At 69.8% G+C, this 26,683-nt stretch carries 25 protein-coding genes; 10 read left to right on the plus strand and 15 right to left on the minus strand.

The genetic code is table 11. The features are described from left to right. Window positions 1-6 precede the first annotated feature (6 nt). From VLK61_RS24740 to VLK61_RS24765, 6 genes are all read right to left on the minus strand, one after another. Window positions 7-648, minus strand: a complete 642-nt coding sequence (locus VLK61_RS24740) for a histidine phosphatase family protein (RefSeq protein ID WP_325424985.1) — start codon at window positions 646-648, stop codon at window positions 7-9. Window positions 649-658: 10 nt separating this feature from the next. Next, a complete protein-coding gene (locus tag VLK61_RS24745; RefSeq protein ID WP_325424987.1) occupies window positions 659-1,294 on the minus strand; it encodes a YbhB/YbcL family Raf kinase inhibitor-like protein in 636 nt (211 codons plus the stop codon). Window position 1,295: 1 nt separating this feature from the next. After that, the gene (locus VLK61_RS24750; protein ID WP_325424989.1) at window positions 1,296-1,619 is read right to left on the minus strand and encodes a DUF1840 domain-containing protein; all 324 of its coding nucleotides are present in this window, start codon (window positions 1,617-1,619) and stop codon (window positions 1,296-1,298) included. Further along, window positions 1,616-2,869, minus strand: coding sequence for a class I SAM-dependent methyltransferase (locus VLK61_RS24755; protein WP_325424991.1), 1,254 nt, complete (start codon window positions 2,867-2,869; stop codon window positions 1,616-1,618). Before VLK61_RS24755 ends, VLK61_RS24750 begins: the two co-directional genes overlap by 4 nt. A 120-nt stretch (window positions 2,870-2,989) precedes the next feature. Beyond that, a complete protein-coding gene (locus tag VLK61_RS24760) occupies window positions 2,990-5,131 on the minus strand; it encodes a putative bifunctional diguanylate cyclase/phosphodiesterase (RefSeq protein ID WP_325424993.1) in 2,142 nt (713 codons plus the stop codon). Then, window positions 5,128-6,438 carry an HD-GYP domain-containing protein gene (locus tag VLK61_RS24765; protein WP_325424995.1) on the minus strand — a complete coding sequence of 437 codons (1,311 nt, stop codon included), beginning with the start codon at window positions 6,436-6,438 and terminating at the stop codon, window positions 5,128-5,130. Before VLK61_RS24765 ends, VLK61_RS24760 begins: the two co-directional genes overlap by 4 nt. A gap of 174 nt (window positions 6,439-6,612) precedes the next feature. Here VLK61_RS24765 and VLK61_RS24770 point away from each other — a divergent pair, with 174 nt between their 5' ends. The 4 genes from VLK61_RS24770 (at window position 6,613) to VLK61_RS24785 (ending at window position 9,676) form a co-directional block, all read left to right on the plus strand. Then, window positions 6,613-7,302 carry a 3-oxoacid CoA-transferase subunit A gene (locus VLK61_RS24770; protein ID WP_325424997.1) on the plus strand — a complete coding sequence of 230 codons (690 nt, stop codon included), beginning with the start codon at window positions 6,613-6,615 and terminating at the stop codon, window positions 7,300-7,302. Continuing rightward, on the plus strand, window positions 7,299-7,943 hold the full coding sequence (locus VLK61_RS24775) for a 3-oxoacid CoA-transferase subunit B (protein WP_325424999.1): 645 nt from the start codon (window positions 7,299-7,301) through the stop codon (window positions 7,941-7,943). The genes VLK61_RS24770 and VLK61_RS24775 overlap by 4 nt, the downstream gene beginning before the upstream one ends. A 67-nt stretch (window positions 7,944-8,010) precedes the next feature. Beyond that, window positions 8,011-9,216: a 3-oxoadipyl-CoA thiolase gene (gene pcaF / locus VLK61_RS24780; RefSeq protein WP_325425001.1), complete on the plus strand. Its 1,206-nt coding sequence runs from the start codon at window positions 8,011-8,013 to the stop codon at window positions 9,214-9,216. A 22-nt stretch (window positions 9,217-9,238) separates the two neighbouring features. Next, a complete protein-coding gene (locus VLK61_RS24785) occupies window positions 9,239-9,676 on the plus strand; it encodes a VOC family protein (RefSeq protein WP_325425004.1) in 438 nt (145 codons plus the stop codon). An 85-nt stretch (window positions 9,677-9,761) separates the two neighbouring features. On the opposite strand, the gene VLK61_RS24790 is transcribed toward VLK61_RS24785, so the two are convergent. After that, the gene (locus VLK61_RS24790) at window positions 9,762-10,700 is read right to left on the minus strand and encodes a helix-turn-helix domain-containing protein (RefSeq protein WP_325425006.1); all 939 of its coding nucleotides are present in this window, start codon (window positions 10,698-10,700) and stop codon (window positions 9,762-9,764) included. 82 nt (window positions 10,701-10,782) lie between these two features. On the opposite strand from VLK61_RS24790, the gene pobA reads away from it, so the two are divergent. After that, window positions 10,783-11,952 (plus strand): 4-hydroxybenzoate 3-monooxygenase, encoded by a 1,170-nt coding sequence (gene pobA / locus VLK61_RS24795; RefSeq protein ID WP_325425008.1) that lies wholly within the window; start codon window positions 10,783-10,785, stop codon window positions 11,950-11,952. Between the two features lie 55 nt (window positions 11,953-12,007). Then, window positions 12,008-13,192: an ABC transporter substrate-binding protein gene (locus VLK61_RS24800; RefSeq protein ID WP_325425010.1), complete on the plus strand. Its 1,185-nt coding sequence runs from the start codon at window positions 12,008-12,010 to the stop codon at window positions 13,190-13,192. A 69-nt stretch (window positions 13,193-13,261) separates the two neighbouring features. On the opposite strand, the gene VLK61_RS24805 is transcribed toward VLK61_RS24800, so the two are convergent. The 4 genes from VLK61_RS24805 to VLK61_RS24820 are packed head-to-tail and all read right to left on the minus strand — an operon-like array spanning window position 13,262 to window position 17,486. Next, on the minus strand, window positions 13,262-14,377 hold the full coding sequence (locus VLK61_RS24805; protein WP_325425012.1) for an ABC transporter ATP-binding protein: 1,116 nt from the start codon (window positions 14,375-14,377) through the stop codon (window positions 13,262-13,264). A gap of 36 nt (window positions 14,378-14,413) precedes the next feature. Beyond that, window positions 14,414-15,241 (minus strand): carbohydrate ABC transporter permease, encoded by an 828-nt coding sequence (locus tag VLK61_RS24810; protein WP_325425014.1) that lies wholly within the window; start codon window positions 15,239-15,241, stop codon window positions 14,414-14,416. Next, a complete protein-coding gene (locus VLK61_RS24815) occupies window positions 15,238-16,200 on the minus strand; it encodes a carbohydrate ABC transporter permease (RefSeq protein WP_325425016.1) in 963 nt (320 codons plus the stop codon). Before VLK61_RS24815 ends, VLK61_RS24810 begins: the two co-directional genes overlap by 4 nt. Before the next feature lie 2 nt (window positions 16,201-16,202). After that, window positions 16,203-17,486, minus strand: a complete 1,284-nt coding sequence (locus VLK61_RS24820; protein ID WP_325425018.1) for an ABC transporter substrate-binding protein — start codon at window positions 17,484-17,486, stop codon at window positions 16,203-16,205. A 169-nt stretch (window positions 17,487-17,655) separates the two neighbouring features. Here VLK61_RS24820 and VLK61_RS24825 point away from each other — a divergent pair, with 169 nt between their 5' ends. Genes VLK61_RS24825 through VLK61_RS24840 form a run of 4 tightly spaced genes read left to right on the plus strand, consistent with a single transcriptional unit; the run spans window position 17,656 to window position 20,951 of the window. Then, window positions 17,656-18,528 (plus strand): branched-chain amino acid ABC transporter permease, encoded by an 873-nt coding sequence (locus VLK61_RS24825; RefSeq protein WP_325425020.1) that lies wholly within the window; start codon window positions 17,656-17,658, stop codon window positions 18,526-18,528. Next, complete coding sequence (locus VLK61_RS24830) at window positions 18,528-19,487, plus strand: branched-chain amino acid ABC transporter permease (protein ID WP_325425022.1); 960 nt, start codon at window positions 18,528-18,530, stop codon at window positions 19,485-19,487. Before VLK61_RS24825 ends, VLK61_RS24830 begins: the two co-directional genes overlap by 1 nt. Further along, window positions 19,484-20,230, plus strand: coding sequence for an ABC transporter ATP-binding protein (locus VLK61_RS24835; RefSeq protein ID WP_325425024.1), 747 nt, complete (start codon window positions 19,484-19,486; stop codon window positions 20,228-20,230). Before VLK61_RS24830 ends, VLK61_RS24835 begins: the two co-directional genes overlap by 4 nt. A gap of 19 nt (window positions 20,231-20,249) precedes the next feature. Continuing rightward, the gene (locus tag VLK61_RS24840; protein ID WP_325425181.1) at window positions 20,250-20,951 is read left to right on the plus strand and encodes an ABC transporter ATP-binding protein; all 702 of its coding nucleotides are present in this window, start codon (window positions 20,250-20,252) and stop codon (window positions 20,949-20,951) included. Between the two features lie 41 nt (window positions 20,952-20,992). Here the strand turns inward: VLK61_RS24840 and VLK61_RS24845 are convergent, their stop codons facing one another. From VLK61_RS24845 to VLK61_RS24860, 4 genes are all read right to left on the minus strand, one after another. After that, window positions 20,993-21,571: a YdeI/OmpD-associated family protein gene (locus VLK61_RS24845; protein WP_325425026.1), complete on the minus strand. Its 579-nt coding sequence runs from the start codon at window positions 21,569-21,571 to the stop codon at window positions 20,993-20,995. Window positions 21,572-21,584: 13 nt separating this feature from the next. Further along, window positions 21,585-23,090, minus strand: a complete 1,506-nt coding sequence (locus VLK61_RS24850; protein WP_325425028.1) for a DUF3999 family protein — start codon at window positions 23,088-23,090, stop codon at window positions 21,585-21,587. After that, window positions 23,080-25,818 carry a DUF2339 domain-containing protein gene (locus tag VLK61_RS24855; RefSeq protein ID WP_325425031.1) on the minus strand — a complete coding sequence of 913 codons (2,739 nt, stop codon included), beginning with the start codon at window positions 25,816-25,818 and terminating at the stop codon, window positions 23,080-23,082. The genes VLK61_RS24850 and VLK61_RS24855 overlap by 11 nt, the downstream gene beginning before the upstream one ends. A 115-nt stretch (window positions 25,819-25,933) precedes the next feature. Next, a complete protein-coding gene (locus VLK61_RS24860) occupies window positions 25,934-26,626 on the minus strand; it encodes a TetR/AcrR family transcriptional regulator (protein WP_325425033.1) in 693 nt (230 codons plus the stop codon). Between the last annotated feature and the right edge of the window lie 57 nt (window positions 26,627-26,683).

Here is a 26,683-nt window from a genome sequence, read left to right on the forward strand (position 1 = left end):
CGGCCATCAGGCCCGAGGCTCGTCCCGGCCCAAGCCCAGCAAATGCTGGTGATCGTTCCACCCGACCAGCACGAAGCCCTCCGGCGAATGCAGCAGCCGGTTGATCGCCGCATTGCCGAGCTGCCAAGTGCGTGAGGCCTGCAGCTCGATGCGGGCGGCGGCGCGGTACAGACAGTCGAGCACACCGCCGTGGGTGACCAGGGCGATCGTGCGGCCGGCATGGGCCAGCGCCAGGCGTTCGGCGGCAGCCACGCTGCGGGCGTAGAAGTCGGCCAAGCGCTCGCCGCCCGGCGGCGCGAAGTCCGGGTCGCGGCTGCGCCAGCGCCGGGCCAGCTCGGGCCAGTCGCGGTCGATCTCCTCGAAGCTGCGGCCTTCCATCGTGCCGAAGCCGCGTTCGCGCAAGGCCGCGTCCAGCTGCAGCGGCAGGCCCAGCGGTTCGGCCAGCGCACGCGCGGTTTCCGCCGCGCGGCCCAGGTCGCTGCAGATCACCGCGGCGATGCCTTCGTCGCCCAGCGCAGCAGCCAGTTGCGCGGCCTGGGCCCGGCCCACGGCGTTCAGCGGAATGTCCAGCTGCCCCTGCAGCCGTGCGGCGGCGTTCCAGGCCGTTTCGCCATGGCGGATGGCGATGATGCGGGTGGCGTCGCTCAAGCCGCGGGTCTCAGGGCGTCGTGCCCCGCAAGCGGCGATTGAGCGTGTAGGTGCCCGAATGCGTGGCCGCGCCGAGCACCTGCTCGGCCATGGCCTGTCGCACTTCGGCGCCGGTGAACGCGCTCTGCACGGCCAGCCGCGGCACGCTCAAGGCATACAGCGTGAACACATAGTGGTGCACCAGCGAATCGTTGAACGGCGGGAACGGGCCGTCGTAGCCGAAGTACTGGCCGGCCATCTCGGCGTTGCCGGCAAACCAGCCGGTGTAGTCGTTCAGGCCCTGGCGTGCGCCATGCAGGCTGGCCGGGCCAGGTTTGCCGCGCGGGGTGAAGCCCTGGCTGAATTCGCCTTCGGCCAGGCCGCTCACATTCGGCGGCAGGTCCACCAGCACCCAGTGGAAGAAGTCCACGCGCGGCAGCTCGGCGGGCACCTCGCGGTCGGGCTGGTTGACATCGTCGCCGCGGCTGGGCACATCGAAGTCATGGCAGATCAGCACCAGCGACTGCGTGCCCGCCGGCAGATCGCTCCAGGCCAGGTGCGGGCTGATGTTGTCGGAGAAGCCGACGCCATCGGCGCTCAGCTTGCCAGCGGCATAGCGCTCGGGAATGAATTCCCCATTGACCCAGCTGTTGCTCCAGAGCTTCATTTCACACTCCCCAGACAATCGGTTCCTTGGCGGACTGCGCGCGGCGCAGCATCTCGACCATCGGCCACAGGCGCTGGCGCGACGACACGCCCTCGGCGGCCTTCAACGTGCGCCCTTCGGCGGCGGCTTCGCGCTCGGCTTCGGCGCGCGCCGCTTCGTCCGCGGCAATCGCGCGTTCGATGCCCAGCACCGCTGCCGCTATGTCGGCCGGCTCGATGATGCCCTTGGCTGCCGGCTCGCGGCCGATGGCGCGCAGCAATGCATCGCCGTTCGGCCCCAGCATGATCAGGTCGCCCGCGGCCTTGCTCTTGAACTTGTAGATCATGGTCGGTAGATGTAGCCGCGCTGGAACGGGAAAGCCGATTGTGCACCCCGCATCGGCCCCTCTCCCACGACGCCCGAGGGCCGCGCCGCCAGCACCTGCTGCAGCGAGATCCAGCCCTGCTCGAAGGCCATCGCGCAGCCGGCCAGGTACAGGCGGTAGGCGCGCACCACCTTCTCCGAGGTGATCTCGCGCGCCCGGCCGAGCTGGGCCTCCAGCCCGTCGGACCAGGCCCACAGCGTGCGGGCGTAATGCGGCCGCAGGTTCTCGACATCCAGCGGCTCCAGCTGCGCGTCGGCCATGTCGCGCAGCACATGCGAGACATGCAGCAGTTCACCGCCGGGGAAGATGTAGCGCTCGATGAAGTCGCCGATGCCCGCACCCAGTTGCGCATTGCGCGTGCCGCCGGCGGTGATGCCGTGGTTCATCAGCAGCCCGCCCGGCTTGAGCAGCCGGTACAGCTTGCCGAAGTAGATCGGCAGCATCGCCGCGCCGACATGCTCGAACATGCCGATCGAGGCGATCTTGTCCCAAGGCTCGTCTTCCGGCAGTTCGCGGTAGTCCAGCAACTGCATCTGCACGCGGCCGGCGAGGCCGCGCTCTTCGATCAACTGCGTCACATGCGCATGCTGGTTGCGCGACAGCGTGATGCCGGTGGCGCGCACGCCGTAGTGTTCGGCGGCCCACAGCAGCAGGCCGCCCCAGCCGGCGCCGATGTCCAGGAAACGTTCGCCTTCGCGCAGCATCAGCTTGCGGCAGATGTGGTCGAGCTTGGCTTCCTGCGCACGGGCCAGCGTCATCTGCGCATCGGCGTAGTAGGCGCAGGAGTAGACGCGCCGCGGGTCCAGCCACAGCGCGTAGAAATCGTCCGACACGTCGTAATGGAACTGCACCTGGCGCGCATCGGTTTCCACGCTGTGGCGGCCCGGCGACTTGCTGCCCCGCATCAGCCCCCGCCACCAGCGCCAGGGGCCGGCGCGCGTACCGCCTGTCGGGTCGTCGCCGACCAGGCCCGCGGCGCTGGCCATCAGGTCGCGCATGTTGCCGTCGACATCGACGCGGCCTTCGACATAGTCCTCGGCAAAGCGCCCGATCTGCCCGGTGGCCACATGCGCCAGTGCGCGCATGTCGTTCAGGTGCACGGTCAGGCGGGCATCTTCAGGGCCAATGCGTTGGCCTCCCGGCAGGACCAGCGACGTCGGGGTGTCCAGCGCATGAAACTTCGCGCGGACGATGGCTTCGAGTGCGGACATGTTTCCAGCTGCGCAGGGGTGGCCCAGCGGAAAAATGTAGGTCAAGTGCCCACGCGCCCGCAAGGGTCTGCGAAGGCGCAGCAAACCACGTGCCCGCGCGGCCGCAACCAGCACGCTGGTTCAGCGTGACACCAGGCTCAGTTGTGGTTTGCCGCCGCGCGGGCGGCCGCGCACGCGTTCGTCGAAGCTCAAGGCGTCCAATGCCGGCGCGTACAGGAAACCCTGGAAATGGTCGCAGCCGGCTTCCAGCAGGAAGGCGCGCTGCGGCTCGGTCTCGACACCCTCGGCCACCACCTTCATGCCCAAGGCCTTGGACATCTGCACGATGGCGCGCACGATGCCGGCATCGCTGTCGTCCTGCGGTATGCCCTGGATGAAGCTGCGGTCGATCTTCAGCCGCTCGATCGGGAAGCGTTTCAGGTAGGCCAGGCTGGAGTAGCCGGTGCCGAAGTCATCGATGGCCAGGCGCACGCCCAGCAGCGAGAGTTGCGACAGGCGCTGCAGTGCTTCGTCCGCGTCCTGCACCAGGATCGATTCGGTCAGCTCCAGCTCCAGCAGCGAGCCGGGCAGTTCGTTGTCGCGCAGCACGCCGGCCACGCGGTCGATGAAGTCGGCTTGCTGGAACTGCAGCGCCGAGACATTGATCGACACCGGCATCACCAGGCCCTCCTGGCGCCAGCGCGCGGCCTGGCGCACGGCTTGCGCCAGCACCCAGTCGCCGATCGGCACGATGAAGCCGGAGTCTTCGGCCACCGGGATGAACTCGGCCGGCTGGACTTCGCCCAACTCCGGATCGCGCCAGCGGATCAGCGCTTCGGCGCCGACCACCGCGCCGCTGGCCAGGTCGATCTGCGGCTGGTACTTCAGCCGGAAGCGGTTGCTGGCCAGCGCCTGGCGCATCGCATGGTCCAGGCGCATGCGCTGGCGCAGGTCGGCGTCGTGGTGCGGCTGGTGGAAGCGGAAGCCGGCGCGACCGCCCTGCTTGGCGCGCTGCATCGCCGTTTCGGCATGGCGCAGCAACTGGTCGCCTTCATCCCCGTCCACCGGAAACAACGCCACGCCGACGCTGCAGGTCATCGTGAACTGCAGGCCGTCCACCGCGCAGGGGCGCGAGATGGCTTCGAGCACCCGCCGCGCCGCGGCTTCGGCGCCGCGGCTGTCCACGCGCTGCACCAGCAGCGCGAACTGGTCGCCGCCGATGCGTGCCACCTGGTCGCCCTGGCGCAGGCAGGTCTTCAGGCGCTCCGCGGTGTCCAGCAGCACTCGGTCGCCGATCTCGTGGCCGAGGCTGTCGTTGATCTGCTTGAAGCGGTCCAGGTCCAGGATCAGCAACGCCAGCGTGCCGCTGCCGCGTCGCGCCTGGTGGATCGAATCGGCCAGGGCTTCGCCGATCTGGCGGCGGTTGAACAGGCCGGTCAGGCCGTCCGTGGTCGCCAGCGCCGCGATGCGCCGGCTCGCGGCTTCCAGCTCGGTCTGGTCGCGGAAGGCCCAGACGCGGCCGGTTGGCCGGCCCTGGCAGTTCTGCGGCTGCGTCACGCGCTCCAGCACCTGGCCGGACAACAGCGTGACGCGCTCGCTGGCCTGCAGCAGCGTGGCTTCCTGGATCAGGGCCAGCCGGCGCTGGTAAGCCTCGGGCTCGACGACGCTGCGGCGCATCCAGTCGTAGACGGCGTCGTCGTTGCGCTGCGTCAGCAGCGATTCGGGCACACCCCAGATCTGCGCAAAGCGGCGGTTGAAGGCGGTGATGCGGCCGGCCAGGTCGGTGACCAGGATGCCGTCGGCGGTGGATTCCAGCGTGGCCTGCAGGCCGGCCAGCAGCGCCTCGCGCTCGTCCTGCTGGCGCTGCTGTTCGGTGCGGTCCTGCACGGTGACGAGGTAGTGCGTGGCCGCGGGCGTGGCGCTCAGCGCCTGGATGCGGCGGTTCACGCGCACCAGGCGGCCGCTGGCGTCGACCAGCACGGTATCCGACGCCAGCCAGCGGCTGGCGCCAGGGCCGGCGCCCACGTCGTCCCAGAAGGCCAGGTCTTCGGGCGTGGCGATCAGGCCGGTGGCCGACAGGCCCATCAGCTCCTGCTCCGATCGGCCCAGCAAGCCGGCGGCCGCGGCATTGACCGCGCAGACCTGCTGGCTGCGGGCGTCAACCAGCCAGGCCGCATCGGCCAGCGCAGCGATCAGCTGCGTCCAGGCCGGCAGGGCCGCAGCCGGTGCGTCGTGCGCCGCGGCCGGCGATGCCGGCGCGGGGGATGCAGGCTCGGCACTCACGCGGCGAGCGCCTCCACCGCCTGCGCCACGCCGTCCGCCACCGCGGGCTCGAAGAAGTACACCACGCGCTGGCGCGGCGACAGGTAGTTCTGCACCGCCACCGGCAGCTGCGAAGGCTTCAGGCTGCGCCGAATGCCCAGGTCGGAGGCTTCTTCCAGGTTCAGCAGCAAGGCCTCTTCGACCGGCACGGCCGTGTCGCAGACCAGCACGCGGGGTTTGAGCGGGCGCGAGGAGTTGACGCTGATCACCGTGGCATAACGGTCATCGGTGAGCTGCACCATCGAGCCCGGCGGGTAGACGCCCATCATGCGGATGAAGGCATTCAGCATCGTCGTGTCGAATTTCGACTTCGCCTGCGCAAAGATCAGCGACAGCGCCTCGTGCGGCGTCAGCGCATGCGAGGGCACGGCCGGGTTGCACAGGTTGTCGTAGCGATTGACCAGCGCCACGATGCGCGCGATGGCCGACATGCGTTCGGTGCTCAGCCGGTTCGGGAAGCCCGAACCATCGGCCATTTCGTGATGCTGGGCCAGCACGCTCAGCGCGGCCGGGTTCAGGTTCATGCGCTGGCCGTGGGCGATGCCATGCGCCACGTGCTCGCGGTATTGCGTGTTCTCGGCCTGGCTGAACTGGCCGTCGGGCAGGCGCAGGCGCTCGGGCAGCTCCAGCTTGCCGATGTCGTGCAGCAGCGCGCCAACCCCCATGTCCAGCATTTCGACCTCGCCGAAGCCGAACACCCGGCCCATCAGCAGCGAGATCACGGTGACGTTCAGCGCATGCGCGGCGGCACGCTCGCCCGGGCTGTCGGCGAGCACGCGGATGCACAGCTCACCGTCGATCATCATCTTGTCCAGCAGAGAACGGGTCAGCCACTCGGTGGTGTCGCGGGCGGCCAGCGGCAGCGTCAGCACCTGTTCGGCAGCCGCCTTCCAGGCCTGGCCGGCTTCGGCGTACTGTGCAGCGCACACCGCATCGGCCTGGCGCTGCGCGGCCAGCGCGGCGCGGCGGCGTGCGGCGTCGTGATCGGTGGTCTGCGGTACGGCGCCGGGCTCGTCGAGCAGTGCATCCAGCGCAATCCCGGCAGCGTCCGCGCCAGGCTCCTGGCCGGATGGGCCGTTGTCGAGCGGCCGGCTCTTCTCAGGGCTCCAGCGCACGCGCTTCAGGCCGAGCCCGCGAATCGTCGCAATCTGGTCCGGCGAGGACACCTGAAAACTCGACAGCGCAAAAGGATGCGCCCACCATCCCAGGTCCAGGTGCACGAACATGCCCACGCGCAGGTTGTCGATGTCGATGGTCGTCGCCGCCATGGTCGTTTCCAAGAAGAGAGTGAGGCCAGCCGGTGAGAGGCTTGCCAGGCACTTCGGCAATCCCCTGAAAGAACTTGAACGACGCGGCGTGCGGCGCCTGACAAAAGACGTGTTGCTGCCTACAATGTTCTTTATTAGAACTGATGTTCTGTATACGAACAATCTGGATGACCCATGATCAATAAGTTCTGCGACTCCCCCGCCGCCGCCGTGGCCGGCGTGGCCGACGGCGCGACCGTGATGATTGGCGGCTTCGGCACCGCCGGCCAGCCGCATGAACTCATCGCGGCCTTGATCGACCAAGGGGCGCGCGAGCTCACGATCGTCAACAACAATGCCGGCAATGGCGACAGTGGCCTGGCCGCGCTGCTGGCCGCCGGCCGGGTGAAGAAGATCATCTGCTCGTTTCCACGCCAGGCCGACAGCCACCATTTCGACCGGCTCTACCGCGCCGGCCAGATCGAGCTGGAACTGGTGCCGCAGGGCAACCTGGCCGAGCGCATCCGCGCCGCCGGCGCCGGCATCGGCGCCTTTTTCACGCCCACCGGCTACGGCACCGCGCTGGCCGAGGGCAAGGAGACGCGTTTCATTGAGGGCCGCGGTCACGTGCTGGAGGTCCCGATCCACGCCGACCTGGCGCTGATCCAGGCCGAGCGCGGCGACCGCTGGGGCAACCTCACCTACCGCAAGACGGCGCGCAATTTCGGGCCCATCATGGCGGCGGCCGCGCGGGTGACGGTGGCCTCCGTTTTCGAGGTGGCCGAACTCGGCGAGATCGATCCCGAAACCGTCGTGACGCCGGGTTTGTATGTTCAGCGCGTGGTGCAGATCCCACGTCGCATCGCCACGGGAGACGCCGCATGACCGCATTGCCTCGCTGGAGCCGCGCCGAGATCGCGCAGCGCATCGCCAACGACATCCCCGACGGCGCGGTGGTCAACCTCGGCATTGGCCTGCCGACGCTGGTGGCCAGCCACCTGCCGGCCGATCGCGAAGTCATCCTGCACAGCGAAAACGGCGTGCTCGGCATGGGCCCGCCGCCGCCCGAGGGCGAGGAGGACTTCGACCTGATCAACGCCGGCAAGCAGCCGGTGACGCTGCTGCCGGGCGGCTGCTACTTCCACCATGCCGACAGCTTCGCGATGATGCGCGGCGGCCACCTCGACGTCTGCGTGCTCGGCGCCTTCCAGGTCTCGACCGGCGGCGACCTGGCCAACTGGCACACCGGCGCGCCCGATGCGATTCCCGCGGTCGGCGGCGCGATGGACCTGGCCATCGGCGCCAAACAGACCTGGGTGATGATGGAGCACCTGACCAAGCAGGGCGAGAGCAAACTGGTCGAGGCGTGCAGCTACCCGCTGACCGGCCTGGCCTGCGTGCGCCGGGTCTACACGGACCTGGCCGTGATCGAGCTGGTCGACGGCAAGGCGCAGGTACGAGATATCGTCGCCGGGCTGGCCTTCGAGGAACTGCAGCGCCTGAGCGCCGTGCCGTTGACCCGTTGACCCGTTGACGTTGATCCGTTGAACCCGAGCCGCTGAACCCGAATCAAGCCCCAAGGAGATGGTCCCCATGAGCACCCAAGCCTTCATCTGCGACGCCGTGCGCACCCCCATCGGCCGTTACGGCGGCGCGCTGTCTTCCGTGCGCACCGATGACCTCGGCGCGATCCCGCTGCAGGCGCTGATGGCGCGCAACCCGAAGGTGGATTGGGACGCGGTGGCCGATGTGCTGTACGGCTGCGCCAACCAGGCCGGCGAGGACAACCGCAATGTCGCGCGCATGGCCGCACTGCTGGCCGGGCTGCCGGCCACGCTGCCCGGCGCGACGATCAACCGCCTCTGCGGCTCGGGCCTCGACGCGCTGGGCAGCGCGGCCCGCGCGATCAAGAGCGGCGAAGCGCAGCTGATGATCGCCGGCGGTGTCGAGAGCATGAGCCGCGCGCCCTTCGTGATGCCCAAGGCCGAGAGCGCGTTCTCGCGCAACAACGCGGTCTACGACACCACCATCGGCTGGCGCTTCGTCAACAAGCGCATGAAGGAGTTGTACGGCGTCGATTCGATGCCCGAGACGGCCGAAAACGTGGCAGTGGAATTCGGCATCGAACGCGCCGCGCAGGACCGCATGGCGCTGGCCTCGCAGCTGAAGGCCGTGGCCGCGCAGAAGGCCGGCTTCTTCGACGCCGAGATCGTGCCGGTGACGATTCCGCAGAAGAAAGGCGAGGCGCTGATCGTGAAACAGGACGAACATCCGCGCGAAACCTCGCTGGAAGCGCTGGGCAAGTTGAAGGGCGTGGTCAAGCCCGACGGCTCGGTGACCGCCGGCAATGCCTCCGGCGTCAACGACGGCAGCTGCGCGCTGCTGCTGGCCAGCGAAGCGGCCGCCGCGAAGAACGGGCTGACGCCGCGCGCGCGCATCGTCGGCATGGCCACCGCTGGCGTGCCGCCGCGCATCATGGGCATCGGCCCGGCACCGGCGACGCAGAAAGTGCTGGCGCTGACCGGCCTGACGCTGGGCCAGATCGACGTCATCGAACTCAACGAGGCCTTTGCCGCGCAAGGCCTGGCGGTGCTGCGCCAGCTCGGGCTGGACGATGACGACGCGCGCGTCAACGTCAACGGCGGCGCGATTGCGCTGGGCCACCCGCTGGGCGCCAGTGGTGCACGCCTGGCCACCACGGCCGTCAACCAGCTGCAGCGCAGTGGTGGACGTTATGCGCTGTGCACCATGTGCATCGGCGTCGGCCAGGGCATTGCCGTGGTCCTCGAACGGGTTTGAGCCCTCCCTTACCCTCGCGGACATGACGATCAAGATCCGCGATATCGACCATCTGGTGCTGCGCGTTGTCGACCTCGAGCGCATGCTGCAGTTCTACTCCGATGTGCTGGGCTGCGTGGTCGAGCGCAGGCAGGACAACATCGGCTTGGTGCAACTGCGCGCCGGCCGCTCGATGATCGACCTGGTGCCGGTGGACAGCCAACTGGGTCGCGCCGGCGGTGCGGCGCCGGGCCGCGAGGGCCGCAACCTGGATCACTTGTGCCTGCGCGTCGAGCCTTTCGATGCGCAAGCCGTCCGCAGCCACCTGCAGGATCACGGCGTCGAGGCCGGCACGGTGGAGCAGCGCTACGGCGCGGAGGGCGAAGGACCGTCGATCTACCTCAGCGACCCCGAAGGCAATGTCGTCGAGCTCAAGGGGCCGCCGTCGGCGGCAGCGCCGTCACCCCTCGGCAGGGGTTGACCTGTTCGTCTTCTATGGCGTCGGCGACCGCCCGCGGCACCCGGACACCCCTTCCCTGCGCCGCGCCGCCTGAGCCGCCCCCAGCTCAACGCGCCGCCAGCGCCCGCCACGCGCTCGGCGTGTGCCCGGTCTCACGCTGGAAGAAGCGCGTGAAATAGCCCGCGTCGCCGAAACCCAGCCCGAGCCCGATCTGCTTCACGCTGAGCGTGGTGTAGGCCAGGTCGCGCTGCGCCTCCAGCACCAGCCGGCTGTGCAGCACGCCCAGCGCCGAATGGCCGAGCACCTGGTGGCAGGCGCGGTTCAGCTGCGTGGCCGTGATGCCCAGCGGCTGCGCCAGCGCGGCCAGGCTGGGCTGCTGGCGGAACTGCGCCTCGACCATCGCGCGAAAGCGCTGCACATGCACCACTGCGCGCGCGCCGCCGGCTGCCGGCGCGCCGCTGGGCGGCGGCGCGAGCCGGCCCAGCACCACGGCCAGGCGCAGCAGCGCTGAATCCAGCGCGGTGTCGCGCCAGGCACCCGTGCCGTGGAACTCGCGGCGCACGGCCACCACGGCCTCGGCCAGCGCCCCTGCGTCTTCGGCCGTCTCGCCCGAGTCGACATCCCCTACCGGCCAGCGCAGCAGCCGCGGCCGCATCACCCGCTCGGCCAGCCCGGCGGCGCCGGACAGCAAATGCGCCAGGTGGCTTTCGAGCACGGTGATCACCGTGCCTTCGATGTCCGTCGCGAAGCGGAAACCGTGCGGCACCAAGGCCGGCACGGTCAGCACGCACGGGCCCGCCATGGCCTCGATGCGGTCCTCCAGCCGGGCTTCGACCCGGCCGGTATCGATGTGCAGAATTTGAAAGAGGGATTCGTGCCGATGCGGCCGGATCTCCCACGCATGGTGCTGGCTGCGGTCGGCAATCGATTCGCAGTGCAACCAGTCTGTCGCCTGGGTCTGGCCATGCTCGCCATACAGCGCGTAGCTGGGCAGGCTGGCCGGGGGGGCATGTTTGCTGGCGCTGCGCATGTTCGAATTGTTCAAGCCTTCGCCGCTTCTGTCCATTGAGACATTGCCCTCCACCGCCTACGCTTTGACCTGTGGCAAGAACGACAGGAGACGAGTCATGAAGACCCAGGTTGCGATCATCGGCGCCGGCCCCTCGGGCCTGCTGCTGGGCCAGTTGCTGGCCAAATCCGGCATCGCCAACATCGTCATCGAACAGCGCAGCGCCGCCTACGTGCTGGGCCGCATCCGCGCCGGCGTGCTCGAGCAGACCACCGTCGAGCTGCTGGACCAGGCCGGCGTCAGCGCCCGTTTGCACCGCGAGGGCCTGCCGCACGATGGCGTGGAGCTGTGCTTCGGCGGCCAGCGCCACCGCATCGACCTGCACGGCCTGACCGGCAAGCGCGTGACGGTCTACGGCCAGACGGAAGTGACGCACGACCTGATGGACGCGCGCACCGCCGCCGGCCTGCCCACCGTGTACGAAGCGCAGAACGTGCGCATCTCGGGCTTCGACGGCACGCAGCCGCAGGTGCACTACGAACTGGACGGCGTCACCCACGACGTGAGTTGCGACTTCATCGCCGGCTGCGACGGCTACCACGGCGTCTGCCGCGCCAGCGTGCCGGCGGCATCGCTGAACCTGCACGAGCGCGTCTATCCCTTCGGCTGGCTGGGCGTACTGGCCGATGTGCCACCGGTCAACCACGAGCTGATCTACGTGCACCACGAGCGCGGTTTCGCGCTGTGCAGCCAGCGCAGCCACACGCGCAGCCGCTACTACGTGCAATGCGCACTGGACGACAAGGTCGAGAACTGGTCCGACGACGCGTTCTGGAACGAGCTGAAATGCCGCCTGCCCGCCGCCACCGCGGCCGAACTGACCACGGGCCCGTCGCTGGAAAAGAGCATTGCTCCGCTGCGCAGCTTCGTCGCCGAACCGATGCGCTTCGGCCGCCTCTTCCTGGCCGGCGACGCCGCCCACATCGTGCCGCCCACGGGTGCCAAGGGCCTGAACCTCGCGGCCAGCGATGTCGGCTTCCTGTGGCAGGCCTTCAGCGAACACTACGGCGGCAGCGCCGGCGGGCTGGACGCCTATTCACAGCGCGCGCTGGCCCGCATCTGGAAGGCCGAGCGCTTCTCGTGGTGGATGACCTCGCTGATGCACAAGTTTCCCGACACCAGCAGCTTCGGCCAGCACATGCAGCAGGCCGAGCTGGATTACCTGTTCAGCTCACAAGCCGCGATGACGGTGCTGGCGGAGAACTACGTCGGGTTGCCGATGGTCTGAGCGCACACCGCGCAGGCCCACAATAAGGGTTTGATCTTCGTTGGAGACAAACCCCATGCACACCCCGATCAAGCTGGCCCTGGCCGCCGTCGCAGCGGCCGCGGCGCTGTCGACCTCGGCGCAGAACGCACCACAGAGCGCGCCGCAGAAAGCACCGTTGAAAGTCGGCCTGATGCTGCCCAATACCGGCACCTTCGCCGCCTTGGGCGACAACATCGAGAAGGGCTTCCGCCTCTACGTCAATGAACAGGGCGGCAAGCTCGCCGGACGCGAGATCCAGTACTTCAAGGTCGACGACGAATCCGACCCCGCCAAGGCCACCGACAACGTCAACAAGCTGATCAAGCGCGACCAGGTCGACGTGCTGGTGGGCACCGTGCACTCCGGCGTCGCGCTGGCGATGGCCCGCGCGGCCAAGGAAAGCAATACGCTGCTGATCGTGCCGAACGCCGGCGCCGACGCCATCACCGGCGCGCAGTGCGCGCCGAACATCTTCCGCAGCTCGTTCTCGAACTGGCAGCCGGGCTACGCCACCGGTGTCGTCGCCGCGCAAAAGGGCTACAAGCGCGCGATGACCATCACCTGGAACTACGCCGCCGGCAACGAGACGGTGAAGGGCTTCACCGAATCCTTCGAAAAGGGCGGCGGCAAGGTGGTGAAGGACTTGTCGCTGCCCTTCCCGAACGTCGAATTCCAGGCGCTGTTGACCGAGATTGCCGCGCAGAAGCCCGACGTGGTGTTCGCCTTCTTCGCCGGCGGTGGCGCCGTCAAGTTCGTCAAGGACTACGACGCCGCCGGCCTGCGCAAGACCGTGCCGCTGATGGGCTCGGGCTTCCTGACCGACGGCACGCTAGAGGCGCAGGGCGCCGCCGCGCAAGGCCTGATCACCACGCTGCACTACGCCGACGACATCGACACGCCGCGCAACAACGCCTTCCGCAAGGGCTTCGCGCTGGCCTACAAGGCCAACGCCGACGTCTATGCGGTGCAAGGCTACGACGCCGCGCAACTGCTGGGCGCCGGCCTCACCGCTGTCGGTGGCGATTTCACCAAGCGCCCCGAGATGCTGTATGCGATGGGCAAGACGGTGATCGGCAGCCCACGCGGCAAGTTCGGCATGTCGACCTCGCGCAATCCCGTGCAGGATTTCTACATCCGCGAGGCCAAGGGCAACTACAACGTGGTCACCGGCGTGGCGGTGAAGGCGCTCGCCGACCCCGGCCGCGGCTGCAAGTCCTGAGGCCGGCAGCGGCCACGCCCCGCTCGCCGGCCTTGCGTCCGGGGTGGTGGGCGCTGTCGCCGATGGCGCTCAGTCCAGCACGCGCGGCAGCGCCTGGCTGTCGGCGGTGAAGCAATGCAGCGCCTCGGCCGGCAGGTCGAAGGCCAGCGCATCGCCCAGCGCCGCCGGCGCCACGGCCACCTTGGCCAGCAGCGGCGGCGCTGCGTCGTCGCCGCCCTCGGGCCGCAGGTACAGCTGGCACAGCTCGCCAAGCTGCTCCACGTGCACCACGCGGGCGCGGCCCGGACCGGTACCCATGCGCACATGCTCGGGCCGGATGCCCAGCGTCACCGGCGCACCGGGCGCCAGGCCCTGCGGCTGCACCCGCGCTGTCCAGCAAGCGCCGCCAGCGACCCGCGCGGTCACCGCGGCCTCGCTCAGGCCGCTCACTTCACCCGACAGGAAGTTCATCGCCGGCGAACCGATGAAGCCGGCGACGAACAGATTGGCCGGCCGGTGGTACAGCGCCAGCGGCGGCCCGACCTGCGCGATGCTGGGGCCGCGCTCGGCGCCGGGGCGCAGCAGCACGATGGTGTCGGCCAAGGTCATCGCCTCGACCTGGTCGTGGGTGACGTAAACCGTGCTGGCCGTTCCCAGCTCGCGGTGCAGCCGCGCCAGTTCGATGCGGGTGTTGACGCGCAGCGCCGCGTCCAGGTTGGACAAGGGCTCGTCGAACAGGAACAGCCGCGGCTGGCGCACGATGGCACGGCCGATCGCCACGCGCTGGCGCTGGCCGCCGGAGAGTTCACGCGGCTTGCGCTGCAGCAGCGGCTCCAGGCGCAGCATGCGGCTGGCCTCGGCCACGCGGCGCTCGATCTCGTCGGCCGGCAGCTTGCGGTAGCGCAGCCCGAAGGCCATGTTCTCCAACGCCGTCATGTGCGGGTACAGCGCGTAGCCCTGGAAGACCATCGCCAGGTCGCGCTCGGCCGGCGGCAGGTGCGTGACGACGCGGCCATCGATGCGGATCTCACCGCCGCTGACCTCGTCCAGCCCGGCGATCAAGCGCAGCAAGGTCGACTTGCCGCAGCCCGAGGGGCCGATGAAGACGCAGAACTCGCCGGCCGCCACGCCCAGGTCGATGCCGGACAGCACCGGTCGGCCGTTGAAGTCCTTGCGCAGGTCGCGCAATTCAAGCCGTGGGGTCATGTGGCCTCTCGACACGGACGCTCATTTCAGACACCATCATCCCTTGACCGCGCCCTGGGTCAGCCCGGACACGATCAGCCGCTGGAACAGCAGCACCAGCGCCACCAGCGGCAGCGTGACGATGACCGAGGCGGCCATCAGCGCGCCCCACGGCAGCTCGTATTTCGACGGTGCGCTGATCAGCGCGATGGCCACCGGCACCGTGCGCGCTTCCGTCGACAGCGTGAAGCTCAGCGCAAACAGGAATTCGTTCCAGGCCGCGATGAAGGCCAGCAGCCCGGTGGCCGCCAGCGCCGGCCACAGCAGCGGCAGGAAGATGCGGAACACCAGCGTCAGCGGGCCGATGCCGTCCATCGCCGCGGCTTCCTCCAGCTCCTTGGGCAACTGGCGCATGAAGGTCACCAGCACCCAGGTGGTGAAGGGCAGTGTCAGCAGCAGGTCGGCCAGCACCAGCGCGCCCAGGCTGTCGTACAGGCCCAGCGCCTGCACCAGCTCGAACATGCCGGCCAGCACCGCCACCTGCGGAAACATCGAGGCGCACAGGATCATCGTCAGCAGCAGCCCGCGGCCGCGGAACGACACCCGGCCCAGCGCCCAGGCGGCCAGCAGCGACAGCAGCAGCGACAGCGCCACCACCGCGCCGGCGACGAGCAGCGAATTCAGCAGGTTGCGTCCGAAGGGCTGGTCGTGGAACAGGCTGGTGTAGTGCACAAAGGTCGGATGCTGCGGCCACAGCCGCGGGTCGAACAGCGCGTCGCGCGATTTCAGCGAGCTGCCGATCGCATACAGCAGTGGGAACACCGAGACGGCCAGCAGCAGTGCGGCTCCGAAGGCATAGCCGACTTGGCTCAGCAGCCGCTTCATGCCGGGCTCCCGCTGTCGCCGCCGCGCTGGCGCATCAGGGCCAGCACGACGATGGTGGTCAGCGCGACGACGAAGAACAGCGCCGTCGCCGCCGCCGAGCCGTAGCCGGTGAGCTGGAAATCGATCAGCTGCTCGCGCACATAGACCGACATGCTGCGGGTCTGCCGGCTGTTGGCGGTCATCACGTAGATCAGGTCGAACACGCGCAGCGCATCGAGCAGGCGGAACACCACCGCCACGGCGATGCCGGGCAGCATCAACGGCAGCGTGATGCGGCGGAACACCGCGAAGGCCGGCACGCCGTCGACCTGCGCCGCCTCGTGGCAATCGGCCGGCACGCCCTGCAGCGCGGCGAGCATCAGCAGCGCCATGAACGGCGTGGTCTTCCAGACATCGACCAGCACGATGGCGACGAAGGACAGCGCCGGGTCCGCGGTCCAGGCCAGCGGCTCGCCGATCAGCCCGACCCTCTGCAGCCAGTGGTTCACCAGGCCGAACTGGTCGTGCAGCATCCAGCTCCACATCTTGGCCGAGACCACCGTCGGAATCGCCCAGGGCAGCAGCATCGCCGCGCGCAACAGTGTGCGCACGGGGGACGGCCGGTGGATCAGCAGCGCAACGCCCAGGCCCAGCAGCGTCTCCAGCGCCACCGAGACGAGCGCGAAACGCAGCGTATTGGCCACGGCGCCCCACCAGTCGCGGTCGCTCAGCACGCCGTACTCGCCGAGGTACTGCTCAAGCCCGACGAACTGCGCCGGGGTTTCCGAACCCAGCTGCGCATCGGTGAAGCTCAGGCCCACCGTGCGCAGCAGTGGCCATAGCGCGACCAGCGACAGCACCAGCAGCAACGGCGCGAGCATCCAGCGCGCCTGGCGGCGGCGCTGGGCTTGCAGGCCGGAGCGTGCACCGGGGCGCGGGGCGCTCGCCACGCCATCACCATCGCGTGCCAGGCCGCTCACTTTCAGTTCCACTTTCCGTTGCGCCCGAGTCGCTGCAGCGTGGCTTCCAGCCGCACCAGCGCTTCGTCCGGCGTGGCCGTGCCGGCCAGTACGTCGTGCGCGGCATTCCAGAACTGGTTGCTGACCTGGTTGTAGCGCCGCCCGGTGGCCGCCGTGGGCCGGGCGACGGCGTTGGTGAAGGTGTCGGCCAGCTCGGCGATGAACGGCGCGCTGCGGGCGATGTCGGCATCGCGGTACAGCGCCGGCAAGGTCGGGTTGTAGGCGCCGACCAGCGCCCGCTGCTTTTGCACGTCAGCACTGGTCAGGTACAGCACCAGGTCGGCCGCCAGCGCCGGGTAACGCGAGTAGCGCGACACGGCCAGCGATTCACCGCCCAAGGTGGCCGACGGCCGACCGCCGGCGCCGCCGGGCAGCGCCGCAACGCCGACCTTGCCACGGATCACGCTCTCCGCGCCCTGCGCCGGCGCCCAGGCATAGGGCCAGTTGCGCATGAAGACGGCATTGCCGGCCTGGAACACGCCGCGCGCTTCTTCCTCGGCGTAGTTCAGCACGGCCTTGGGCGTGATGCTGCCGACCCAGCTGGCGGCCGTCTTCAGTGCCGCCGCCGCATGGGCATTGCGCACGGTGACCCTGCCGTCGGCGGCCACCACCGTGCCGGCGCCATGGCTGGCCAGCCACTCCAGCGCATTGCAGCTCAGGCCTTCGTAGGCCCGGCCTTGCCAAACGTAGCCCCACAGGCGGGCATGGCCGGCGGCACGCTCCGCCTCCATCACGCGGCGCGCGGTGGCGGTGAGTTCGTCCCAGGTCAGCGGCACTCTCTCGCCGTACTTTTGCAGCAGGTCCTTGCGGTAGAACAATAGCCCGGCGTTGGCCAGCCAAGGCATGGCGACCAGCCGGCCGCGCACGGTGTTGTTGGCGACGAAGCTGGCGAAGTGCGTCTGCTCGATGCCCTGGCTGTACGGCCGCAGGTCCAGCAGGTGCGAAGCCAGCAGGCCGGGCCAGACCACATCGACCTGGAACACGTCAATCCTGTCGGAGCGAGCCGCCAGCACCTGCTGGAACAGCGCCAGGCGCTCACTGGCATCGTTGGGCGTGGCCACCACCTGCACCGTGTGGCCGGTCTTGCGCGCCCATTGCTGCGCGGCCTGCTGGCACAACTCCAGTTCCTGGCCCACCGCGCCGCAGGAGATCTTGAGGGCCTCGGCCCGCAGCGTGCCGGTGGCCGCGCCGGCCAGCGCGGTCAGCAATCCGGCCCACCATCGCCGGCGACTGGAAGGGCGGGTCATCGGACGGGCCTCCGAAGTGGGGGATGTCGAACGGACGGATTTCCAGCGCGGCAGGTGTCGCCGGCCCTAGCGGAGTCTGATGCACGGCGCAGGTCGAATGTGTCCAGATGTGGGCGCCCGCCGTCCCGCTCGCTGATAATCCGCGGCCACCGCCCCTGACGCCGCCGCCTTGGACTTCGCCACCTTCGCCGTTCAGTGCCTGAACGCCGTCCAGTACGGCCTGCTGCTGTTCCTGGTCGCCTCGGGCTTGACGCTGATCTTCGGGATCATGGGCGTGATCAACCTGGCGCACGGCAGTTTCTACATGATCGGCGCCTACCTGGCGTTCACGCTGGCGCCGCTGTTCGGCCAGAACTTCGTGCTGATGCTGGTCTGCGGCACCTTGCTCGCCGCGCTGTTCGGCTACCTGCTGGAATGGGCCTTCTTCAGCTACCTGTACCAGCGTGAACACCTGCAGCAGGTCCTGATGACCTGGGCGCTGATCCTTGTCTTCGAAGAAGCCCGGTCGCTCTTGATCGGCAACGACGTGCATGGCGTCAAGCCGCCCGACTGGCTGTCCGGCAGCATCGCGCTGGGCAGCCTGATGACCTACCCGGTGTACCGGCTGTTCGCGTCGGCGGCCTGCATCGTCATCGGGCTGGCGCTGTACTTGGTGGTCAACCGCACACGCCTGGGCATGATGATCCGCGCCGGCGCCAGCAACCGCGACATGGTGCGCGGGCTGGGCGTGCCGATCACGCGGCTGTACCGCATCGTCTTTGCCGGCGGCGTCGCCTTGGCCGCGCTGGCCGGCATGATCGCCGCGCCGATGTCCAGCGTGTACCCAGGCATGGGCGGGCATGTGCTGATCATCTGCTTCGTCGTCGTGGTGATCGGCGGCATCGGCTCGATCAGCGGTGCGCTGATCGCGGCACTGCTGGTGGGCTTTGTCGACACCTTCGGCAAGGTGTTCTTCGCCGAACTGTCGGGCATCGGCGTCTACGTGCTGATGGCCATCATCCTGGTCTGGCGGCCCGAGGGCCTGATGAAGCGGGGCTACTGATGCAGGCCCCGCGTGGGTTGTTCGCGGCGGTGGCCATCATCGTGCTGGCAGTGCTGCCGCTGGTGCTGACGCCCTATCTGCAGGACCTGCTGCTGCGCGTCGTCACGCTGGCGGTGTTTGCGCTGAGCCTGGAGCTGCTGGTCGGCACCACCGGGCTGGTGAGCCTGGGGCATGCGGCGTTCTACGGCATCGGCGCTTATGCCACGGTGCTGGCTTCGCCGGCCGACGCGCCCGGCGCGCTGCTGCCGCTGATGCTGCTGGCCGCCGGGGCGGCCGCGCTGTATGCGCTGTTCGTCGGCGCCTTGAGCCTGCGCACCAAAGGCGTCTACTTCATCATGGTCACGCTGGCCTTCGCGCAGATGGCCTACTTCGTGTTCCACGACACCAAGCTGGGCGGCGGCACCGACGGCATCTACCTGAACCTGCGGCCGGCGCTGGCCATCGGCGGCAGCGTGCTGATCGATGCCGACAACAAGCGCCACATGCTGTGGCTGGCCTGCGCGCTGCTGGTCGGCACCTATGCGCTGCTGGCGCTGATCCAGCGCTCGCGTTTCGGCCATGCGCTGGCCGGCATCCGCGTCAACGAGCAGCGCATGCGCGCGGCCGGCTTCGCGACCACGCTGTACAAGCTGGCCGCCTTCGTCATCGCCGGTGCGCTGGCCGGGTTGGCCGGCTTCCTGGTCGCCGCCAAGGACGGCTACGTGAACCCGGAGATGCTGTCCTGGCATGAGTCGGGTGCGGTGCTGCTGGTGATCATCCTCGGCGGCCTGGGGCATTTGCGCGGCGCGGTGCTGGGCGCCGTGAGCTTCGTGCTGCTGAAGGAATTGCTGTCCACCGCTGCGCTGGTCGGGCCGCTGGCCGATCACTGGCAGCTGACGCTGGGTGTGACGATCATTGCCTTCGTCGCGCTGCTGCCCAAGGGCCTGATCGGCCTGCTGCAACGAGGCGCCAAAAAGTGAGCCAGGTGCTGCTGCAATGCGAAGGCCTGACGCGCCAGTTCGGCGGCCTCACCGCCGTCGACCGCGTGGCGCTGGACTTCCGCATCGGCGAGGTGCATGCGGTGATCGGCACCAACGGCGCCGGCAAGTCGACGCTGATCAACATGCTCTCGGGCGAGATGCCGGCATCGGCCGGCCGCATCTCGCTGGCCGGGCACGACATCACCGGCTGGCCGCAGCCCCGGCGCGCCCGCGCCGGCATCGGCCGCAGCTTCCAGCGCACCACCATCTTCGGCGAGTTCACGGTGTTCGAAAACGCGCGGCTGTGCGCGCAGGCCGCGTTCGCGAAACCCTGGGCGCTGTGGCAGGGCGCGGCCGCCTGCGCCGACAGCCGCGCGGCCGCCGATGAAGCGCTGGCCGCCGCGGGCTTGAGCGCCCAAGCCGGCCAGCGGGCGAGCGCGCTGAGCCACGGCGCCAAGCGCCAGCTGGAGATTGCGATGTGCCTGGCCACCCGCCCGCGCGTGCTGCTGCTGGACGAACCGCTGGCCGGCATGGGCGCCGAAGAAACCGAACGCATGCTGACGTTGCTGCAGGCGCTGAAGCCTGGCCATGCGATCGCGCTGGTCGAGCACGACATGGACGCGGTGTTCCGCATCGCCGAACGCATCACGGTGATGGTCAACGGCCAGGTGATCGCCAGCGACGCGCCGGAGGCGATCCGCAACAACCGCGAGGTGCAAGTGGCCTACCTGGGAGACCATTGAGATGGCACCCGCCGCGCCGATGCTGCAGGTCGAAGGCCTGCACACCTACCTGGGCGACAGCCACATCCTGCGCGGCGTCGATCTGCTGCTGCCGGCCGGCTCGGCGCTGGGCCTGCTCGGCCGCAACGGCATGGGCAAGACCACGCTGATCCGCACGATCATGGGCTACCTGCCGACGCGCCAGGGCCGCGTGAAGTGGCATGGCGACGACGTCACCGGCCAACCGCCGGAGCGCATGGCGCGGCGCGGCATCGGCTATGTGCCCGAAGGCCGCGGCATCTTCCCGAACCTGAGCGTGCGTGAGAACCTGGTGATGGCGTCACGCCCGGCCTCTGACGGCCAAAGTACCTGGACGCTGGATCACGTGCTGGCCACCTTTCCGCGCCTGGCCGAGCGCCTCGGCCATGGCGGCCAGCAGCTCTCGGGCGGCGAGCAGCAGATGCTGGCCATCGGCCGCGCACTGATGACGCACCCGCAGCTGCTGATCCTGGACGAGGCCACCGAAGGCCTGGCGCCGCTGATCGTCGCCGAGATCTGGCGCGTGATCGCGCTGATCCGCGCCTCGGGCATCAGCACGCTGGTGGTCGACCGCAACATCAAGGCCGTGCTGGCGCACACCGACCGCGCGCTGGTGATGGAGAAGGGCCGCATCGTGCTGGCCGGTGATTCGGCGACGCTGGCCGCCGACACCGCCGCGATGGCCCAGTACCTGGGTGTGTGACGCGGCACCCCAGTCCGCTGGATGGCCGGGGATTTGACGCGCTATTCGATGCGCCGCTGCTCTTGGCAGGCCTCGATCAGCTGCGCCAACCGGCGCTCGCGCGTGGCTTGTTGTTTCGCACTGACGACGCGCCAGATCACCAGGTGCCGGTAGCCCGGCGGCTGCGCCTGGAAGTAGGCCCACGCCGCCTTGTGCTTCTTGAACGCCGCTACGTCCTTGGCGTCCAGTTCGGCGGTCTTGGCTTGTTCGTAGGCATAAGTGCCTGACTTGGCGTCCTTGCGATGGGCAAACGCCGCCAGGCCGGCCGGCGTCATGCGGCCCTGCTCGGTGAGCACGCGCACACGCTCGATGTTGATCGCGCTCCAGGTCGATGTCGGCTTGCGCGGCGTGAAGCGGATCGAATAACGTGCGTCGTCGATGCGCTTGCGCACGCCGTCGATCCAGCCGACGCACAGCGCCTCGTCCACCGACTCCGGCCAGCTGATGCTGGGCGTGTCGCTGCCGCGCTTGTGGAAGCCCACCAGCAACTCGGTGGCGGTGGCAGCGTGCTGCTGGAACCACGCGCGAAAGTCGTCGGGCGTGGCGAAGTAGCGCGCAGCGGTGGGCGGCTTGTCGGCCATGGCTTCCTGACGATCAAGACGGGCGGCTGCGCGCCAGCCGCCAGACCATCAGCCCCAGACCCAGCACGCCCACCAGCAGCACGGCCCACAGCAGCCGGGGCCGCCAGGCGGCCAGGGCCTCGTCGCGTGCCACCTGCTGCGCCACCTCGGCCTGCTCGGTGAACGCGCCGAGTTCGGCCCGGCCGAAACGCGCACGTTCGTCGTCGAGCTTGGGCACCAGGGTCTCGATCGGCAAGGCGCCCGGTGTAGCGCCCTTGGCATCGGCCGCCCCCACCAGCAGCCGGTAGGGCGGCGTGCCCTGCGTCGCGAACACCAGACGTGCCAGCGCGGCCCGCAGGATCACCGGCGTGGTGGTGGCATCGATCGCCGGCGCGCGCCCGTCGGGCAGCAGGCGCAGGTAGCGTGTGTGGAGGTTCAGCGCCACCGGCGGCGACCGGCTGACGGCACCGTCGCGCTCGATGCGGTAGATCACGGCCTGCGCTGCCTCGCGCCAGGGCTCGTTGTCGCGGGAACGCTGCTGCACGCGCAGCGGGATCACCTGCGTGCCGGCCGGCAAGGCCAGGTCCAGCTGGCGCAGCGGCAGCACGCCGCCGAGGTCGATCTGCAGCGCGCGGGCCGCCGCGGCATCGCCGGCGCTCGGTGCGGCGACGCTGGCATTCAGGCGCAGCTCGGTCAGGGCGTCGCGTTGCACGGATTCGGGCTGGTCGACGATGGCATCGGCGCCCGTCAGCACCGGGGCGTGGCCCGCGTCGGCCCAGACCAGCCGCACGAAGCGGCCGGGTGCGCCGTCCAGCATCACCAGCGGTTGCGTCAAGGCCCCGTTGGACGATGCCAAGGCCATCAGCTGGCCACTGCCACCGCGGCGCCACTGGCGCAGGTTGTCGCTGCTGTCGATGGTGAATCCGGCGCTGAACTCCGCCGGCCCCGACCAGCGCAGGCGCAGCCGCTGCGGTGGGGCTTGGTCGGCCGCCCGTTCGCCCAGGTCGAACAGCCAGCCGGCACCCGGGTGGACAGTCGGCCGCGCACTGCCGGCGGCAGCAACCCCGCCGCGCTGCCGCAGGCTGATGCGATCGCCCTGCACCACGAGTTCCAGCGAGGACGGCAGGCTGGTGCCCACCGGCCCGGGCGGCAGGGCATAGAGCTTGGCCGACTGCAACTGCTCGCGGGCCTGCACCGCATCGTCGCGCGGCGCCAGCAGCGCAAACGGCACCCGCTGCCCCCCGGCATCCAGCAGCCGCAGGTCGGCCAGGCCCGGCTGCCGGCTGTGGGCGTAGACGCTGACCGGCAAGGGCAGCTGCACGAAGGGTGCCGGCTGGCTCACCACCACCGGCGCGCTGTAGCGCAGCGCGGGCGCTTCCTCAGCCGCCACCGCTGCCGCAGCAGCCGCCACGGCGACACCCGCCGCGACCAGCGGCCGGACGCTCAACAACCGGAAGCGCAGCAGGCGGAAGCGCAGCAACTCCAAGCCCAGCACCCGCACGCCGATCAGTCCGCCGCCCCTTGGCCGCTCAATTTGCATGCCGTTTCTCCGCCGACGCCGGCAAAGGCGCGACATAGCCGATCACCAGCATCAGCACACCGACGCCGATGAAAGAAACAATGCGCGCCACCGTGCCGCTGCCCGACAAATCCACCAGCAGCAGCTTCAGCACCACCACGCCCAGCAGCACGGCGCCGACCAGCCACAGCGCCCGCGCGGCGCGACGCGCCGACAGCCACATCAGCGCCAGCGCGATCGTGCTCCACAGCAGCGTCAGGCCGGTCTGCACGGCCAGCGAATCGGCCCAGTCGTCCAGGCGGTAGGGCACCTCGGCCCAGTGGTGGAAGGCGCGCAGCAGCATGCCGTTGAGCCACAGGAAGCTCAAGCCCCCCAGCAGCACCGGGCCGGTGGCCGCCTGCTGGTCGCGCAGCGGCGCGGCGGCTTCACTGCGCCACCACCACCACGCCGCCAGCAGTGCGGTGGCAATGCCCAGGTCCAGCGGGTTGACCAGCGGCACATGCGGCAGCGGCCGCGCCGCGCCGGTGGAGACGCTGTTGGCCAGCAGCGCCCAGAGCAGCCCGACCAGCGCCAGCAGCCCCGCCGCGTGGCGCTGGTAGGCCAGCGCTTCGGCGCGCACCGGCCAGCGCAGTGCAGTGCCCGGCCGCGGCAGCCACAGCAGCAACAGCGCCGGACCCACCAGCCAGCCCAGCCAGGGCCAGGCACTGAGCTCATCGCCCCACTCGGCCGTGAGCGCGCGCCCGAGCAGCGCCAGCAAGGCCGCCACCAGCAGCGCACCCAGCGCATGCACGATGCGGCGGCCCGCCTGTGGCCACTGCGGCGCCGCCACCTGCAGCACCAGCGCATGCACCGCCAGCGCCAGCGGCCAGGCCCACCAGCCGCCGTGGTGCAGCGGGTTGCGCTGCAGCAGCGCGCTGGTGGCCATGGCCAGCGCCATCAGCGGCATGTGGGCCAGCACCGGCCGGTTGACCATCGGCCATTGCAGCCGCTGTGCCAGCAGCGTGTAGAGCGCCGCGATGGCGCTGAGACAAGCCACCCACACCGCCAGGCTCAGCCGGCCGGGCACGAAGGCCTCGACCTGCGCCGCAATGCCGAACAGCAGCCACAGCGTGGCCCAGCCAATCAGCACCGGCTCGGCCAGGCCCTCGCCAGTGGCCAGCCGCGGCGCATGGCGTTGCACGAAGAACGCCGCCCCCAGCGAGGCCGCAGCCGCCATCAGCGCGTTGAACAGCGTCGCGTTCCACAGGCCGGTCGACACATTCCCATGCGAATGCCCGAACACCATCGCCCAGCCGGCCAGCATCAGCAGCAGGTAGCCGAACACCCGCGGCAAGCGGCGCGACTGGCGCAGGCCCAGCCAGACCAGCCCGGCCCCTTCGAGCGACCAGGCGCCGGCCGTGCTGCGCGCGTCCAGCGCAAACGGGATCACCAGCGTCAGGAACACCGTGCCGATGGCCAGGCTGGCCTCGAAGGTCAAGGCCAATCGCGCGCGATGGCGCATCGCCGTGGCCAGCGCCACGTAGAAGCCGGCCAGCACCAGCGCCGACAGCGCGACGCCGTACTCGGTGTGCCGCACCAGGCCGTACTGCAGCGCAAAGCTCACGGTCGGCAAGCCGAACAGCAGGCTACCGTTGACCCACTTCGCACTGGCACCGTCCTCGGCCGAGCGGCGCGACGGCAGCAGCAGCACGGCCACGAACAGCAGGAAGTACAGGATCAGGAAGGTCTGGCTGCTGGCGAAATGCTCGGGCTCGTACTTCAGCACGCCCCAGGCGCTGCCGATCACGAAGGTGCAGACGAAGCCCACCAGGTTCAGCACGCGCCAGGTGCGGAACCAGGCCACCGCGGCGATGCCCAGATCCAGCACCAGGTAGTAGCTGAACAGCGCCACGTGGTCGCCGCTGCCGGTGGACACCAGCAGCGGCGTCGCGAAGCCGCCGAGCGCGCCGATCACCGCCAGCGCCGGCGCTTCCTGGAGGATGGCCAGCGCGGCGGCCAGCGCGGCTATCGCGACCATCATCGCGAACACCGGCCCGATCGCCAGCACGCCATAGAAGCGGAAGGCGACGAACAGCGTCAGGTACAACACCGCCACCGCACCGCCCTGCAGCACTTGCGCATAACCTGCACGTCGGGTGCGCAGGCGCCAGCCCAGCACCAGCAGCACGATCGCCACGCCGGCCACCGCCGCCAGGCGCAGCTCGATCGGCAACTGCGCGTGCTCCGTGGCGTACTTGGCCAGGAAGGCCAGGCCGATGAACAGGATCGCGACACCGGCCTTGACGATGGTGTTGCCGCCGAACATCCAGGCGCGCAACGAGGCCAGCACACCGGGTCGGGGTTCGGCCGGCGGCGGGCCGAGGGGTTCCATGCCGACGGGCAGCGTGGCGGGCACGTGCTCCGAGACATCGGGCAGGGCGGCAGCCGCGGCCATCGCCGGTTGCGGCTCTGACACGGCCGCCGGTGGCGCGGACGGCTCGGGTGGCGCGCCGACGGATTCCGGCTGGACTGCTTCGGCCGCTGGCGCCGCAGGTGATTCCTGCGCTTCCTGCCCGGCCTGTGCCGGCGGCGCGAGGGGCGCTGCCAGCGGTGGTGCCGTCACGGCCTGCCGCAAGGAAGCCAGTTCGCGCTGCTGTCGGACCGTGCGCACCAGCAGCCAGCCCAATAGGGCGCCGAACAATACATCGACGTCCCGTCCCCAGGCACCACCCAGGAAAGCGCCGATGACGATGGCGATGATGACCAGCATGTGCCCGACTCCCGCGACGCATCGCAAACGCGGGCCACTCTAGCAGCCGGCCCCAGCCCAGCGCAGTCGCGCGGCCGCCAGTAGCGCGGCACGCTGCCGCCGGCCGCACCAGGCGCTACCGCGTGCTGCGGCGGATGCGGCTGCTGCCGCGCGGCGGTGTCGACGCGTTCGGCGGCTTCGGCGGCTTCGGTGGCTTCGGTGGCTTCGGCGGCTCCGCCATCGGGGGTGTCAGCAGCATCGTGATGTACGCGTCGATCAGGCCGTCGCGGCCCATGCCCGCGGCCTCGGCGCCGGCCTGCGTGGCACGCAGCAACACCATGCCGACATAGCTGGCGTAAGCCAGCGTCGCGCGGTGTTCGGCCACCGCGACATCGAGCCCGGCTTGCGTGAAAACCTGGATCAGAAAGCCCACCCGCGCGGCCGTGACCCGCTCGATCACCGGCGCCACCAGCGGGTCGTGCGAAGCCCCCCACAGCGCGTACTGCATGCGCACCGCCGTCGAGGGCCCGCGAGCCTGCGGCTCGACGCTGCGCGCCACCAGCCGGATCAGCTCGCGCGCCTGCGCCGCCGCATCGGGCAACTGTTCGACCAGGTGGATGATGTTCTGCGTGCCCTGCGCCTCCCAGCGCTCCAGCACGGCCTGCAGCAGCTCGTCCCGGTTGGCGAAGCACCAGTAGAAGCCGCCCTTGGTGACCCCCAGCGCACGCGCCAGCGGCTCCACCGCCAGCGTGGCCACGCCATGCGCGGCCACCCAATCGCTGGCGGCGTTGATCCAGTCGTCCCGGCTGAGCTTGACCTTGCGTCCCATGCTGGGCGGCGATTCTAGGGACGCAGGCGGCTTGACGCGTCGGGGCCGCCATCATAA

The sequence above is a fragment of the Aquabacterium sp. genome (assembly GCF_035476535.1).
Classification (GTDB): domain Bacteria; phylum Pseudomonadota; class Gammaproteobacteria; order Burkholderiales; family Burkholderiaceae_C; genus Pseudaquabacterium.

What these genes read in the sequence shown, in the direction of transcription:
- VLK61_RS24775 (WP_325424999.1), top strand. Translation starts at nt 7,299, where the DNA reads ATGACCGCATTGCCTCGCTGGAGCCGCGCCGAGATCGCGCAGCGCATC.
- VLK61_RS24785 (WP_325425004.1), top strand. Translation starts at nt 9,239, where the DNA reads ATGACGATCAAGATCCGCGATATCGACCATCTGGTGCTGCGCGTTGTC.
- VLK61_RS24805 (WP_325425012.1), bottom strand. Translation starts at nt 14,377, where the DNA reads ATGACCCCACGGCTTGAATTGCGCGACCTGCGCAAGGACTTCAACGGC.
- VLK61_RS24820 (WP_325425018.1), bottom strand. Translation starts at nt 17,486, where the DNA reads ATGACCCGCCCTTCCAGTCGCCGGCGATGGTGGGCCGGATTGCTGACC.
- VLK61_RS24840 (WP_325425181.1), top strand. Translation starts at nt 20,250, where the DNA reads ATGCTGCAGGTCGAAGGCCTGCACACCTACCTGGGCGACAGCCACATC.
- VLK61_RS24755 (WP_325424991.1), bottom strand. Translation starts at nt 2,869, where the DNA reads ATGTCCGCACTCGAAGCCATCGTCCGCGCGAAGTTTCATGCGCTGGAC.
- pobA (WP_325425008.1), top strand. Translation starts at nt 10,783, where the DNA reads ATGAAGACCCAGGTTGCGATCATCGGCGCCGGCCCCTCGGGCCTGCTG.
- VLK61_RS24750 (WP_325424989.1), bottom strand. Translation starts at nt 1,619, where the DNA reads ATGATCTACAAGTTCAAGAGCAAGGCCGCGGGCGACCTGATCATGCTG.
- VLK61_RS24845 (WP_325425026.1), bottom strand. Translation starts at nt 21,571, where the DNA reads ATGGCCGACAAGCCGCCCACCGCTGCGCGCTACTTCGCCACGCCCGAC.
- pcaF (WP_325425001.1), top strand. Translation starts at nt 8,011, where the DNA reads ATGAGCACCCAAGCCTTCATCTGCGACGCCGTGCGCACCCCCATCGGC.
- VLK61_RS24765 (WP_325424995.1), bottom strand. Translation starts at nt 6,438, where the DNA reads ATGGCGGCGACGACCATCGACATCGACAACCTGCGCGTGGGCATGTTC.
- VLK61_RS24830 (WP_325425022.1), top strand. Translation starts at nt 18,528, where the DNA reads ATGCAGGCCCCGCGTGGGTTGTTCGCGGCGGTGGCCATCATCGTGCTG.
- VLK61_RS24855 (WP_325425031.1), bottom strand. Translation starts at nt 25,818, where the DNA reads ATGCTGGTCATCATCGCCATCGTCATCGGCGCTTTCCTGGGTGGTGCC.
- VLK61_RS24850 (WP_325425028.1), bottom strand. Translation starts at nt 23,090, where the DNA reads ATGCAAATTGAGCGGCCAAGGGGCGGCGGACTGATCGGCGTGCGGGTG.
- VLK61_RS24810 (WP_325425014.1), bottom strand. Translation starts at nt 15,241, where the DNA reads ATGAAGCGGCTGCTGAGCCAAGTCGGCTATGCCTTCGGAGCCGCACTG.
- VLK61_RS24745 (WP_325424987.1), bottom strand. Translation starts at nt 1,294, where the DNA reads ATGAAGCTCTGGAGCAACAGCTGGGTCAATGGGGAATTCATTCCCGAG.
- VLK61_RS24860 (WP_325425033.1), bottom strand. Translation starts at nt 26,626, where the DNA reads ATGGGACGCAAGGTCAAGCTCAGCCGGGACGACTGGATCAACGCCGCC.
- VLK61_RS24770 (WP_325424997.1), top strand. Translation starts at nt 6,613, where the DNA reads ATGATCAATAAGTTCTGCGACTCCCCCGCCGCCGCCGTGGCCGGCGTG.
- VLK61_RS24800 (WP_325425010.1), top strand. Translation starts at nt 12,008, where the DNA reads ATGCACACCCCGATCAAGCTGGCCCTGGCCGCCGTCGCAGCGGCCGCG.